Origin of the sequence: Rhodohalobacter halophilus (genome assembly GCF_001715195.1) — a bacterium.
Lineage (GTDB): Bacteria > Bacteroidota > Rhodothermia > Balneolales > Balneolaceae > Rhodohalobacter > Rhodohalobacter halophilus.
The window spans coordinates 74,304-87,998 of record NZ_MDWE01000016.1 but is presented as its reverse complement, the minus strand read 5'-3'; the positions used below and the strand labels follow the sequence as shown (position 1 = coordinate 87,998).

Annotated in this window: 10 protein-coding genes; 5 read left to right on the top strand and 5 right to left on the bottom strand. The window is 45.7% G+C overall.

The genetic code is table 11. From position 1 onward, the window contains the following. Positions 1–109: 109 nt before the first annotated feature. From BG260_RS05795 to BG260_RS05775, 5 genes are all read right to left on the bottom strand, one after another. On the bottom strand, positions 110–2,575 hold the full coding sequence (locus BG260_RS05795) for a T9SS type A sorting domain-containing protein (RefSeq protein ID WP_069131013.1): 2,466 nt from the start codon (positions 2,573–2,575) through the stop codon (positions 110–112). A gap of 79 nt (positions 2,576–2,654) precedes the next feature. Then, positions 2,655–3,557 carry a tetratricopeptide repeat protein gene (locus BG260_RS05790; protein WP_069131012.1) on the bottom strand — a complete coding sequence of 301 codons (903 nt, stop codon included), beginning with the start codon at positions 3,555–3,557 and terminating at the stop codon, positions 2,655–2,657. 71 nt (positions 3,558–3,628) lie between these two features. Continuing rightward, positions 3,629–4,948: a dicarboxylate/amino acid:cation symporter gene (locus tag BG260_RS05785; protein ID WP_069131011.1), complete on the bottom strand. Its 1,320-nt coding sequence runs from the start codon at positions 4,946–4,948 to the stop codon at positions 3,629–3,631. After that, positions 4,945–5,796, bottom strand: coding sequence for a DUF92 domain-containing protein (locus tag BG260_RS05780; RefSeq protein ID WP_069131010.1), 852 nt, complete (start codon positions 5,794–5,796; stop codon positions 4,945–4,947). The genes BG260_RS05785 and BG260_RS05780 overlap by 4 nt, the downstream gene beginning before the upstream one ends. 6 nt (positions 5,797–5,802) lie before the next feature. Then, entirely contained in the window at positions 5,803–6,057 is a 255-nt protein-coding gene (locus BG260_RS05775) for a DUF3098 domain-containing protein (RefSeq protein ID WP_176719442.1), read from the bottom strand. 169 nt (positions 6,058–6,226) lie between these two features. Between BG260_RS05775 and BG260_RS05770 the strand changes: the two genes are divergently transcribed. From BG260_RS05770 to BG260_RS05750, 5 genes are all read left to right on the top strand, one after another. After that, on the top strand, positions 6,227–6,835 hold the full coding sequence (locus BG260_RS05770; RefSeq protein WP_069131009.1) for a Maf family protein: 609 nt from the start codon (positions 6,227–6,229) through the stop codon (positions 6,833–6,835). Continuing rightward, positions 6,835–8,733: a tetratricopeptide repeat protein gene (locus BG260_RS05765; RefSeq protein WP_069131008.1), complete on the top strand. Its 1,899-nt coding sequence runs from the start codon at positions 6,835–6,837 to the stop codon at positions 8,731–8,733. The genes BG260_RS05770 and BG260_RS05765 overlap by 1 nt, the downstream gene beginning before the upstream one ends. Continuing rightward, the gene (locus BG260_RS05760; RefSeq protein WP_069131007.1) at positions 8,733–10,010 is read left to right on the top strand and encodes an asparagine synthetase B; all 1,278 of its coding nucleotides are present in this window, start codon (positions 8,733–8,735) and stop codon (positions 10,008–10,010) included. Before BG260_RS05765 ends, BG260_RS05760 begins: the two co-directional genes overlap by 1 nt. Positions 10,011–10,134: 124 nt before the next feature. Beyond that, the gene (locus tag BG260_RS05755) at positions 10,135–12,273 is read left to right on the top strand and encodes a M28 family peptidase (protein ID WP_069131006.1); all 2,139 of its coding nucleotides are present in this window, start codon (positions 10,135–10,137) and stop codon (positions 12,271–12,273) included. A 178-nt stretch (positions 12,274–12,451) separates the two neighbouring features. Next, positions 12,452–13,678: an ABC transporter permease gene (locus tag BG260_RS05750; RefSeq protein WP_069131005.1), complete on the top strand. Its 1,227-nt coding sequence runs from the start codon at positions 12,452–12,454 to the stop codon at positions 13,676–13,678. The last annotated feature ends 17 nt before the right edge of the window (positions 13,679–13,695 follow it).

Here is a 13,695-nt window from a genome sequence, read left to right as displayed (position 1 = left end):
CCCTGTCTATTTATTCCATTAAACAAATTTTGCAAGGAATAAAGTTCGATCAGATTCACGGGGTCAGTATGAATTTTATTCATCAGTTAGACGATAAGCCGACTGTAACCTATTTGATCAGGGTGATCTTTCGGGTAAATACGCGGCTGCCTACCTCAAGCTGAACGATATATACGCCACTTGGCATCTCTGATGCATTCCAGGATATTGAATGCTCTCCCTGGCTAAAGTTATCATCGGCAAGAAGTGCCACCTGCTGACCAACAATATTATATACACCAACCTTTACAGGCTGCTGTTCCGGCAGGTAGAAAACAACATTTGTGGATGGATTGAACGGGTTGGGGTAATTTTGTCTCAACTCAACATTACCCGATGGGGCATGCTCACGATTTTGTGTGATGGATGATTCAAACGGTTTAACGGTAATGGTAAAACGCTCCTGCTCTTCGGGACTGAACGGTTGTATCGTTCCCGGCTCCTGCTCTTGCTCAACCATTGGATGGCGTGATGAAACCACACGAAATTCGTAGGATGACTGCTCACGCATATCAATTTCACGGCCATTTGAGTTGTCCAAAAGAGTGACCTCCCACTCTTCAGGAATATCCTGCATAGCACTCCAGTCGAGAACTGCCTGATAACTCCGATTGCCGGAAACTACGCCAAGATTCACGCTGTAGTTTTGAGTCGGCTCCAGCGGAAGGTGGGAAAAACTGTTTGCCCTGTTCACACTTTCAGCAGAGCTGATGTAAATTAAATTTAACTCTTCAGCTCTGAACTGAGCATCTTTCATGAGAAGCAATTTGGGCAGATCATAACGCGCTTCCGCCATGCCCCGCTCCTCCCTCAAAAATCCAAGAACCGTTTTATCAACCGACCTTCGCTGATTGCCTTGTGAGCTTTCAAATAACTCAAACTGTATGTATCGATTCAGACTATTTCCGGAAAGAGAGGCTTGAGAGCGGGAAGCCGGATTAGACACCTGATCGTGCACAATAAGCGGACTCCACGGGCTCACCTCGGTATCTTGTTCAAAAAGAAGTTCAAAATTCTGTAAACTGCTATTCCACTTCAGGTAAGCCGGTGAAATCCTTCTTCCGGTTTCATCACCGATTTCGCTTAACAAACGACTCTCACCGGTACCCAGGGTAATTATTTTGGAAGATGTGCCTGGAATCACAAAACTTTGTGCCGTTATATTTTGGGTTGATTCAGAAGCATACACTTTTTTATTCGCTTCTATATTTGCAAAAAACGGTTCCGAAACCGAAAGCTCTGTAATGGGTTTATTTTCCTCTCCTATTGAATAGAATTCACGGGAGTTCAGACGGCTCAGTCGTTCATCGATTAATCCCGGTGCTGCAAGCAGATGCCAACCGGCTTCATTCAAATCTCTCACAAAGAGTCTCTGGGTCAACCCTTTCGTACCGGGAGTAGCAGAAATTTGGCCGTCATATCTTGTGTCGGATGGCTGAAAATGCTGTAAACTGGTATAGCCGTCAAATCCGTTTGAAATAGAATTGAGCTCAAGTGAACGTGCAGGGTCACTCCTCTCAAATGTTGCTTTTGCAAGCTCTTGCCCCCCCTGGTAGATCTCTACATAACCGCTATTTGTCGGAAGGATAGAACGGGAAAACTGATAAACCGCTCGTCGGTCCGGATTGTTTGCGGATAAATCTCCGTGTGCCAGTACCGTAAACTGCTTGGGCTGAATAGATATATCGCGCCGGATAACTTCTGAACCGGCAGGGGTGCGAACTTCCAGACCTTTTAGAAGCACCGGATATTCAGTTGGGTTATAAAGCTCAATAAATTCAAGCATTCCACTTCGACTTTCCGTTGCTGGTAAAATTTCAGAAATAATTACATCTCCTCGTGACAAGCCCGATGGAGTAAAAAGTTCAGGAATAAATTCCATACTCTGAATAGCAACCGGTATATCGTCTGCAGATACTGCTCCCCGTGTGTCAACCCAATCAAACTCAATCGACTCCCCCGGGTTTAACAACAGATCGTTGAGAGTTGTCTGGATTGAAAATGTACTCCAGGTCTCTTCCCCACCTCTCAGCATTGTCTGATCAATCTTTGCTCCCGATACATTTTTCCAATCCTTACCATTTAATGAGTAGCGTAACTGAAGTGAATACTCTCCGGCATAGTCAGACAAATAGAGAAGATCAAAGACTACCTGAAAAGATTGAACTCCTTCTTTTAAATCATTGTCCAGCAACAAATAAAAGAGTCGATCTTCAGGAGATCCTTCAGGTTTAAGGCCTCCAATGGCAAAATCCCCCGACTCATTTTTTGCAAGAAATGGAGTATTAGAAGAACGGTTAGACTCCCAAACCGGAATGGAAGAGATGTCGCCATTATAATATAATCTGGAGACATCTTCGGGAGTCAGTTGAATAAATCCTGATTGAGATTGGGAAGAAATCTCACTGAATGAAACTTCGATACCGCCTTCATTCTCAAGAGTAACCTGTGCGAACACACCGGGAACGATTGAGTAGGAAAAAACGGCAAAAAGTAACAGAACAGTAAAAAATCCCTTCTGTAGCGGTTTCCCCATAGACGGTTTTAAATTCTGGTTTCAGCTATTGTATATGTAACAAAATTACGAATTAAATCAGAACGAATTTGTAAGGATTCTAATAATAATTTTGTGTTAACTCAGTCAACTCCTCTACCCTTTTCCTGCTCTTTTCAGTCAGCTTTGGGATATTTGTATTGTTGATCTCTACAATCTCTGCAAATAACTCTCTCGCATCGCCTTTATTGCCGGAGTTTTCTAAAATTTCAGCTTTTTTAAATTTAAAAATCACATTTTTGGGCAGCTCCCGAGTCAACTCCTCTGCATATTTTAAAGCCTCAGGGTAGCGTTCTTCTTTGTTGTAAAGGTACATCAGGAGCATTCTTGCATCATTGCTGACATAGCTCTCACTCTCTGCTGCAAGCTTTAGCTCTTCAAATCCCTGCTCCATGTCTCCGCGAAGACCGGCGATATTTGTAACCCACCTCAGCTCAGATGGAACACTTCCAACCATATAGTAAAACATTCCACGTCCGATGCGTGCATCGGGCCGGTTAGTATCGAGTGAAAGAAGCTGACGCGTATAATTAAAGCCGGTCATTCCGCTGCGTGCAGCTACTCTGTAGTTTCCCTCCCCGGCGGCCACAAGGCTACGATAGCCGTGAAGTCCGCTCAGCAACAAAACCATTGTTGTATCACTTTTAGATTCATTAAGCCGTTTCTCACTAAGCTCGACTGCCTTCTCAGACCTCTCCAGAAATTGATTCGCCAGCTCTTCAGACTGATCAATAAAGAAGTACTCCCAGAACGGCATCATAGAGAGAAAGAAGTGCGGCTGCGGATCGTCCGGTTTTTCCGATATCAGTTCATCAAATATGGACTCTGCCCGATCCCACTCTGTATCATAAAAAGCCTCAATACCATCCTGAAGCTTTTGCTCATAGATAGCATCTGACCGGTCATCCTGATGGAACCCGGTCAGAAGAGTCAGTATGAAATATGTTAACAGAGTTATATTCAATTCGGGCGATAATAATTATTCATTCATAGATCATTGTAAGTAAGTGATCTATACTCACTGTACACTGAGAATCAGGCTTCAGGTTCCTCATCATCGAAGTGCAACGCACCAAGTTTTCCTTCCGTATGGGCCACTGCTACTGAAACAGCGGCGTCTCCCGTCACGTTAACGGCCGTTCTGACCATGTCGAGAATACGGTCAACCCCCAGAATCAGGGCAATTCCCTCAATCGGAACCTGAATTGTTTGCAACACAATCACTAACATGATAATTCCTGCCCCGGGTACTCCTGCCGCACCGATCGAGGCGAGCGTAGCCGTAAGCACAATCGTCAGCTGCTGTGCAATACTGAGATCCATGCCCAGTGCCTGTGCAATAAAAACTGCAGCTACAGCCTGGTAAAGGCTTGTGCCGTCCATGTTGATTGTTGCCCCAACAGGCAGAACAAAACTTGAAACTTCTTCATCCACTCCAAGATTTTTCTCAACGCGCTCCATTGTTACCGGCAGGGTTGCAGCACTTGAACTGGTGCTGAAACCTAAAAGAACGGCAGGCTGAATGGCTTTGAAAAAGTCCTTCAATTTCATGTTGCTGAAAATTTTGAACAAACTCGAATAGACGATTAATACATGCAGAATCAGACCGACAATCACGGCAATAGTGTACCACCCAAGAGCATTCAGCAGTGTAAGTGCCTGACCGAGATCATCACCGGCCAAGTCAACAATCACTACGGCCATGAGAGCAAATACGCCATAAGGTGCTGTTTTCATTACAAGATCCACAATCTTGATGATCACATCATTTAAAGACTCGAAGACGTTTATCAGCACCTGTCCTTTTTGAACCGGAATATTTACGATCCCAATCCCGATTAAAATTGCGATGAACACCACCTGTAGCATATTGGAGTTATCGGAGGCAGCTTCAAAAAAGTTTTCCGGGACAATATCTACAAAGAAATCGAGAGGGCTTCGGTCCAGAAGTTCTTCCGCCACAGCGTCACGTCCTTCCACACCCCCGCCGTAACTTTCCATAAGTGTTGTACGGGTGTCTTCAGGAAGGGCTTTTCCGGGCTGCATTACATTCACCACTCCAAGACCAATTGTAATGGCAAACGTCGTTGTTACCATATAAATGGCAATGGTCTTCCCTCCCATGCGCGAGAGCTGACTCATATCATTCAGGTTGGAAACACCTACCACGAGCGATGCAAGTACAAGCGGAACAGCGATTAGTTTGAGAAGCGTAATAAAGATGTCCCCAAACGGCCGTATATAATCACTGGTAAACTCGTTAAAACCGGCCACACTGGAGAGCAACCCCCAGAGAAGTCCGAGTACCATCCCGATAATAATTTGCCAGTGTAGTTTTCTGTACCACTTCTTCATAAAGTCAATATTTTTATGGTTAGGAGAGTTAAAAGACCACCGATTCCGGTAGCCAGCCAGTTTACAAAACAGTTTTTCAGCAACAAGTCGCGACTTCCATTTTCATTACCTGACAAAAAAGGGATATCACGATTTTGAAAGTAGGCTCCAAGATAGGAGTCAGCGATGGAACCTAAAAGTCCTGCAGCCGCAACTGTAATAACAATGTTCAATTCGACCTGCTCGGGCATCACCAACAGCAGAGAAGCGAGAGCACAACTCCCGAGAATAGCAGCAAACGTACCTTTCAGGCTTATGCCCCCATCGGTACCGGGCGGCACTTTTTTAAACGTGGTAATCAACCTGGTTCGCCCCTCTTCTCTGGCACCCAGTTCCGTAGCCCATGTATCAGCGGTCGCAGTTGCAATGGCTCCAAATATTGCCATCATAAAGTAGATCTGTTCAAATTGAAACCACAATAGAGCAAAAACCGCAACCCAAAATCCATTTGCCCACACCTGGTACCCATCCCTTCTGCTATTATGATAGGGATCCACAGATCGCAACGGTACCTTTCCGGCATCTACACCGTTGGGTCGTTTTTTGCGAGTGATGATACTGCTGCTAACAAAAAAGAATATGAGTGCTGCGGCTGCCCAAACACCGGCAAAACCGAATGTAATCATCCCAACGACAACAACCGCTTTGGTTGCGTCGAGCGTAATCCAGTTCAGGAAAAAAGCTAAGTAAGCTAATATTAAAGAGAGACCCAGTCCGGACAGAATCATAAGGTGGTCGTTCAGCTTCCCTTCAATCACAAAGAGAAAGATGACAACGATCCAGAAGAGATAATTTATGAGTCTGTCCAAAGCCGATCAGGATGATGTGCTTGTTGAGGTGTCGTCAATTTTGTGGTCTCGTTTTAAAATCGCATAAACGACAATGCCATACCCGGTAAGCAGCAGAATCGGTGAAATGTAGAGTGAGATAAAGCCGTACACCTCATTCTCAATCCTCATAATTGTAAAGCCAATAATAACCAGCATCACCCCTACACCAAGCAACTTATAGTTGAGTGGTGTAAAAAGCATCGGTTTTGATTCTTTTCTCTGCTTACGTTTTCTGCTCATGCCGGTCATCCATTACGTTAAAAATGTTTGTCTGGACTACTGCCCGATCGATTCTTCAGGGGAGCAGTTAGCCAACTTTTAAATACTGCTTTTATTAAGCAGTGCGGTTGGTTAAGTTATTTAATTATCTGAAACAGCAAAAATGTTCTTTCGAAGAGAATTTTAAAAAATGAAAATCGTATTAGCATCTGCAAGTCCGAGGCGGGCTCAACTCCTCAAACAGCTTAATTTAACCTTCTTGGTCTCCCCATCAAATATTGAAGAAGTGATGGATTTTTCAATAAACCCTTCGGAGCTGGTCGAGTCCCTGGCTAAACAGAAAGGAGAATCTGTTTGCGAAGCCCACCCGGATTCATTTGTCATTGCTGCCGATACGATCGTCTCTCTTCATGGAAACTATCTCGGCAAACCGGAAACCCGGGACGAGGCAACGAAAATGCTGAGTGAGATGAGCGGAAATACCCATAATGTATACAGTGGTGTATGGTTGGCAAAAACGGATCAGAAGGGAATCCCGGAGAGAGAAGCCAACTTCTCGGAAAAGACGAAAGTAACCTTCGGCGCGTTAGACCCGTTAGACATCGAACGATATGTTTATGGTGGCAGCCCGATGGACAAAGCCGGGGCATACGGAATTCAGGACGATTTCGGGGCCGTATTTGTTAAATCAATCGAAGGCGATTACAATAATGTTGTTGGGTTTCCGCTCTTCGAATTCTATCAACAGGTAAAGAATCATTTCCCTGAGGTTTTTAAAAAACATTTCAACTCGCTGTAATGCTGTTCAGAATATTCACGGTTACTGCTTTATTGAGTCTGTTATCTGTCATCTCACTGTCTGCCCGGCAATCGGACTTTCAAACAGCAAACCGGTTGTATCAGCAGCAACATTATGAGCAGGCTATACCTCTGTTTGCCGATCTTCATGAAAGAAACCCCCGGTCTAATGTATATTTTGAACGGCTTGTAGAAGCGCTCATCAATAACGGAGAGTTGGGCAGAGCCGAAGAGGTTGTCAGAAATCAGATCGGTCGGAACCTTATTACCCTACAGGCAAAAGCCAAGCTGGGTGAGATTCTACATTTAAACAGCAAACCGGAAGAAGCGCTCGAAGTTTGGTACGACGTCCTGGATGAAAACCCGCAAAACATCCAGGCTACCTACATCATAGCTTCTTCCATGGCCTCAAGGCAGGAATTTGAGGAAGCTGCGAAAGCCTATCGGGCCGCGCGCGAAATTCACAACAACCCCACTCTTTTTTTGAATGAGCTGGCAAACACCTACCTTCTCGCCGGCCGGTTTGATGAAGCCGTTAACGAGTACTTCACTCTCATCATGGAAGCACCCCAGCAGATGGCCATTGTTCAGCAGCGATTTTTTCAGATGCGTGATGAACAACTCTACGATATTGCCTCATTTGAACTGGAGGATCTACTCCTGGAGCTTTCTCCTTCTCATGAAGCCTATTCGGCACTATACCAGCTTCTGGGCTGGCTGCTGATTGAAACTGAACAGTATGAACGTTCATACAACTTTGCCCGACATTACGAAGAAGAAACTCCCTATACAGTGTACTCACTGTTTGAACTTGGAAGCCGACTGCTTTCTGCCCGGCAATTTTCTACCGCCGAACGGGCTTATACCTATTATCTGAACAGCTCTAACCAGGGCACAAAACACAGAGTGTACGATGAGCTGAGCCATACCTATTTGCGATGGGCACAATTTGCCGAGCAAAACAATCTCCTCTCTGCCGATTCCATTCGGACGCTCTATCATCATTCGTACGATCGAGCGGAATCATTAATGCAAGAATATCCCGAGTACAATCGATCAGCACGGGTGCTTTCGCGTTTAACGGATCTTGCACTTGATTATATGAAAGACCCTTTAAAGGCAAAGGGTTGGATAGATCAGTTAATAAGTGTTTCAGGTAGCGACAGCCCCTACTCTCTCTATGCAGAGGGTCGACTCGCTATCTTTGAACAGCGCTTCGGGGAGTCGCGAAGACTCTTAGCCAGGGCCGACAGGGCAACCGAGGAATCCAATCTATCGGAGAAGGTCCGCTACTACTCAGCACTCTCCGATTTCTTTTCCGGTGATGCCGAATTTGCTGAAATTCAGCTGCGCTCCCTTGAACGGCGCAATTCTTCCTACTTTGCCAACGATGCAGTGAAACTTCGCATGTGGATTCAAAACGGATTGCGAGCTGATACGACCGGAGCCGAGCTGAATAAACTCGGCAACGGACTCTTTGCTCTACATACAGGCAATTACGAGATGGCGTTAGAAACTTTAGAGGAGTTCATTAGCAACCCTGAACATCCATTTACCGATGACCTCACAGTTGAACTCTCCTCTGCGCTGCCTGAAGAGTACTCAAACCTTAAATTGCGATTGATTGTTCAACAAATTGAATCGACCCCAAATAGCCCTCTGATTGAACGTTTGATGTGGGACAGGGCAACGATCATCGACCAGGCCGTGCGGGGTAAATTAACTCTCAACTCTCCTCAAACTGCAGAAGAGAAATTTTTTGACTCATCAGCACAATTCAGTTTTACCCGAGAGGATTCCGATGATTTTTATGAAGAGCTCATTGTACGGTTTCCAAATGGGTTTTATGCCTCTTTTGCAAGGGAAAAGCTGCAACAATCTCAAATTGACTACCTCTGATGATATCCATTCGAAAATATCTGATACTCATTCTCATTAGCACCGGGCTTGGTATCTGCAATGTGAATGCACAAAACAGGGTGTTAATCCCAATGGATGGATCCCAAACCAATCACCTGAAAGCATATGGGGTCATTTTTAATCACCTGGGTGAGGGTGCTACCGGACAGTGGCTGTTGAACTACAGAGGCGGTAGCTTTCTGACCACCGATGAGCATGACATCATAAGAAAGGCCCGTGTACGAAACGTAAGCATAGAAATTATTTCACAAGCTGATGCATCCGGTTTGATTGATGAGGTTGAAAATCCCGGAGTGAATATGGCTTCTGTAAATCTGGAAGCAGCCCCAAAAATTGCTGTTTATACACCCCCCGGTGCACTTCCCTGGGACGATGCCGTTACTCTTGTGCTCGACTATGCTGAAATACCGTACAATACGGTATACGACCGCGAGGTACTCTCCGGAGAGCTGTCCGAATATGACTGGCTCCATCTGCATCACGAAGATTTCACCGGGCAATTCGGTAAATTCTGGGCAATGTATCGCAATAGTCCATGGTACATCAAACAGGTGCAGGATAAGCGGGATCTTGCCCGTGAACTTGGATACGAAAAGGTGAGCACGCTAAAGCTCGACATAGTTCATGAAATCCGCGATTTTGTAGGAAATGGAGGGTTTATGTTTGCAATGTGCTCAGCTACCGACACCTTCGATATTGCACTTGCTGCAGAAGGAATGGATATCATTCCTCGGGAGATCGACGGCAGCCCGATCGACCCCGAGGTAAACAGCCGGCTTAATTTCGACCAAACTTTTGCTTTTGAAAATTTTGAGGTGATCACCGATCCGTATGAGTACGAACATGCAACCATTGATATTGAAGTAGATCTGGATCGAATCAGTGAAAGCCTTGATTTTTTTACCCTCTTTGATTTTTCAGCCAAATGGGATCCGGTTCCAACCATGCTCACCCAAAATCATGTAAACAGCCTGAGAGGTTTTTACGGTCAAGCAACAGCCTTTCAGCGGAGTAAAGTGAAGAGCAGTGCTGTGATTCTGGCTGAATCTCCCGGCAGAGATCAGGTAAAATATGTACACGGAAATTATGGAAGCGGAACCTTTACATTTTACGGCGGGCATGACCCCGAAGATTACACGCACAGAGTAGGTGATCCCCCAACCGACCTGAGCCTTCATCCCAACAGTCCGGGCTATCGGTTGATCCTCAATAACATTCTTTTCCCAGCCGCTGAAAAGAAGAAGAAACAGACCTGATGTAAATTGCTTCATGACTCCCGCCTCTGCTGTTCATACATCTGAATGGCGCTCCGGGCTCTTGCATTCTTCACCTTAACTCCCCACTTTCCTGAGTCAACTATATGAACCTCCAATTTGCTCCATGATACATTCAATCATTTACAAAATTTCTCGCGCAGTTTTCCTCATTTTTACCACACTGTCAGCCTCTGTTTATAGTCAGCCGGTTGTCCCAAATCACCTGGATGGCTTCTCTTCAGACCGGGTTGCAGAGCAGATTGAGCTTGAACAGAAACTGATCCGGGCGCTTAAACCGGAAATGTACCGGGACCACCTCTACCGCCTCACCCGGGAACCCAATATAGCAGGAACAGAAGAGAATCGGCGAGTGATCGACTATATGACCGAGTCAATGGAGAAATCGGGATGGCATGTTGATCACTACGATTACGATGTCTGGCTGCCGGAGCCGGGCGACGTCCGGGTTGAAATTGTTCGCCCTAAGCGAGAACCACTTAACAATAAAGAGTACATCCTTGAGGAAGATTTGTATAGCGCGGATGAACGGCTTCATCACGGCTGGAATGCCTACAGCGGATCAGGAGACGTAACAGCCGGTGTTGTATATGCAAATTACGGCACCAAACAGGATTTTGAAATGCTTGATGAACTCGGAGTTACAGTTGAGGGCAAGATTGTCATCGCCCGGTATGGCGGAAATTTCCGCGGCTACAAAGCCAAGTATGCAGAAGAGTATGGAGCGATCGGATTGATCATCTATTCTGATCCGGCAAACGGCGGTTATGTGAACGGTCCCGCCTACCCTGAGGATAAGTTCATCAACGAAAGTACCATACAGCGGGGTTCTGCACTTACAACAGAGTATTATGGGGATCCACTTACTCCATTTGAACCGGCTCTGCCAATAGATGGAAACATTGAAATTGAACGGCTCGATCCGGAAAGTGTAGATTTTCATACCATCCCGATCGCGCCGCTGCCTTACGCCTCTGCTCAAAAAATATTGGAACAGATGGACGGAACCCCTGTGCCGAATCAAAACTGGCAAGGAGGCTTACCATTTACCTATCGTATGACAAGCGAATCTCCTCTTGAAGTCAACATTTTTGTAGATCAGCCTGCTGAACTGAAACCCATCACCAATGTGATTGGAGTAATGGAGGGAAGCGAATATCCCGATGAGTGGATTATTATCGGGAGCCACTTCGATGCTTGGGGATTTGGAGCCATCGATCCGAATAGCGGTACGGCCATGCTGCTCTCTGTAGCTGATGTTCTGGGTGAATTGGCCGGGAATGGATTTCAGCCCAAACGAAGTATTATGATTGCCCACTGGGATGCCGAAGAGTACCTGTTGATCGGATCATCTGAATGGGTCGAACATCTTACGGAAGAACTTAATGCTAATTCCGTACTCTATTTAAATGCCGACTCAGCAGTAACCGGACCCTCGTTTGGGGCATCCTCTTCTCCCTCACTGAAAAGGCCTATTATTGAAGCTTCCAAAGTTGTTCAGCACCCTGACACCACATTGAGCCTCTACGAAAGCTGGACTGGAGATAACGACTCTCCATCATTGGGAAATCTTGGAGGAGGGTCTGATCATGTGGGGTTGTACATGCACATTGGAGTTCCGTCCGCCGGCATCAGTATGTCGCAATGGTCGCCGGTTTACCACTCCAATTACGATAATTTCCACTACTACAAAACGCACCTCGACAGCACGTTCAGTTACGGTCCGGCACTTGGAGGGGTTTACGGAACCATATCCCTTAGGTTTGCAAATGCGGATCTTCTCCCCTACGATTTTGAACGCTATCATGAAGATCTAACAACTCATCTCAATGAAATTGAAGAAAAGTCCGGGCAGTTAGACCTTTCTTTTGAGCCTGAACCGATGCGAGAACAGCTCCGTGAAATGGAGCAGCTGGTCAACCGGTTATCTGATAATCTTTCCGGCCTCTCTGCGTCTGACTATCGTGAGCTGAATGTAGCTCAAATCAATCAGAAACTGATTCAACTCGAACGAAACTTTATCGTTGAGGAGGGAATGCCGTACAGCGCCTGGCTTAAGTCGATCTACGCCTCTCCCGATCCGTATAGCGGGTACGCCTCCTGGATGTTGCCCGCTTTTCAATATGCCATCGAAGAGCAGTTTGATCGAAATGAGATCAACCGTTGGGTGAACATTCATGCTGAGGCATTTAAAGAGCTCAATGTGAATTTATCCGAACTGATAGAGCTTACGCAGGCAAGGTAAAGTAACGACACTGGCACGAAATAGACTCGTGTCTCTTCTTTTTAATTGCGTAGATCAACAACCGGAGTTCCAAAATCGAACCCTCTTTTGAAACTCATTATTTCTTATACTTGAGCAACAAAATCACAATTTCATCAGTTAGAATCCGGATCATTATTAATTTTTCAGGCAGCTCTTCATGAATTTTACCTGGTACATTGCTGGCCGATATTTTAAAGGAAATCAAAGGGAATCCCGATTTCTCTCATTTATTAAGATCATGGCCATTGCCGGGGTTGCTGTAGGCTCGGCCGGCCTGCTGATTGCCCTCTCCATTGTTCACGGTTTTAAATCTACCATCAACGAAAAAATTGTAGGATTTGCACCTCACATTACGGTTCACACATTTCTGAATGAGCCGATGAACCGGGCAGATACACTACAGGTATTTATGGATGATATTCCCGGCATAGAACGCTCACAACCGGTTATTCTTGGTCAGGTAATGATACAGGCATCGAGAGATGTTAGCGGCAGCGGCATCAAAGGTGTGCCCGAGGAGGGTGATGTGACCATGCTCCGGTCGTTCATTAGTGAGGGAGAATACAACCTGAAAATGACCGAATCGGGTCTTCCGGGAATAATTATCGGGTCTGACCTGGCAAGAAATATCGGCGCTTCTGTGGGGGATCGGGTTACCGTTTACGCCCTCGATGGGATGCCCTCTCCCCTCAACACACCTGAAATTAAGCAGTTTCGGCTGACCGGTATCTACCAGACCGGCATTGCGCGATTTGATGACAATTTCGCCCTGATCCCGATAGAGTCAGCCCGCCAAATTTTTGAATTCAGACAGAACCAGGCCAGTGCATTCGACATCAACGTAGCCAGTATTGATGATATAGAACCGATCTATCGAACCATTCGCGATGAAACCAAATTTCCATATATCACGGAGAGTGTTTATCAGCGCTATCGCAACATCTTTGCTTGGGTAGATCTGCAGGAAGAGACCATTCCACTCGTCATTGGGGTTATGGTTATTGTAGCAGCTTTCAACCTGATTGGGACGGTTCTGATGATGGTACTGGAACGGGTCCGGGATATTGGAATACTGAAAACGATCGGTGCAAAAAGCAAAGCGATTCGAAAAATATTTCTGCTTGAAGGACTTTTTGTTGCTGCATCCGGCTTGATCATTGGAATTGGTATATCCCTGCTTTTCTATTGGCTTCAGGTTAATTATCAAATCATTCCGCTTTCCGAAGAGAACTACTACATGAGTACCGCTCCGGTTGAGCCGCACCTGCTGGATTTCGTAATCGTCAGCGGTGTTACTATTCTGCTTTGTGCTCTGGCATCCTGGCTGCCGGCACGCATTGCGGCAAAAACAGATCCCGTAAAAGTTCTCTCTATCGGAAAATAGTTGTACAAATTCTTCCG

What these genes read in the sequence shown, in the direction of transcription:
- BG260_RS05760 (WP_069131007.1), top strand. Translation starts at nt 8,733, where the DNA reads ATGATATCCATTCGAAAATATCTGATACTCATTCTCATTAGCACCGGG.
- BG260_RS05755 (WP_069131006.1), top strand. Translation starts at nt 10,135, where the DNA reads ATGATACATTCAATCATTTACAAAATTTCTCGCGCAGTTTTCCTCATT.
- BG260_RS05765 (WP_069131008.1), top strand. Translation starts at nt 6,835, where the DNA reads ATGCTGTTCAGAATATTCACGGTTACTGCTTTATTGAGTCTGTTATCT.
- BG260_RS05775 (WP_176719442.1), bottom strand. Translation starts at nt 6,057, where the DNA reads ATGAGCAGAAAACGTAAGCAGAGAAAAGAATCAAAACCGATGCTTTTT.
- BG260_RS05750 (WP_069131005.1), top strand. Translation starts at nt 12,452, where the DNA reads ATGAATTTTACCTGGTACATTGCTGGCCGATATTTTAAAGGAAATCAA.
- BG260_RS05770 (WP_069131009.1), top strand. Translation starts at nt 6,227, where the DNA reads ATGAAAATCGTATTAGCATCTGCAAGTCCGAGGCGGGCTCAACTCCTC.
- BG260_RS05785 (WP_069131011.1), bottom strand. Translation starts at nt 4,948, where the DNA reads ATGAAGAAGTGGTACAGAAAACTACACTGGCAAATTATTATCGGGATG.
- BG260_RS05795 (WP_069131013.1), bottom strand. Translation starts at nt 2,575, where the DNA reads ATGGGGAAACCGCTACAGAAGGGATTTTTTACTGTTCTGTTACTTTTT.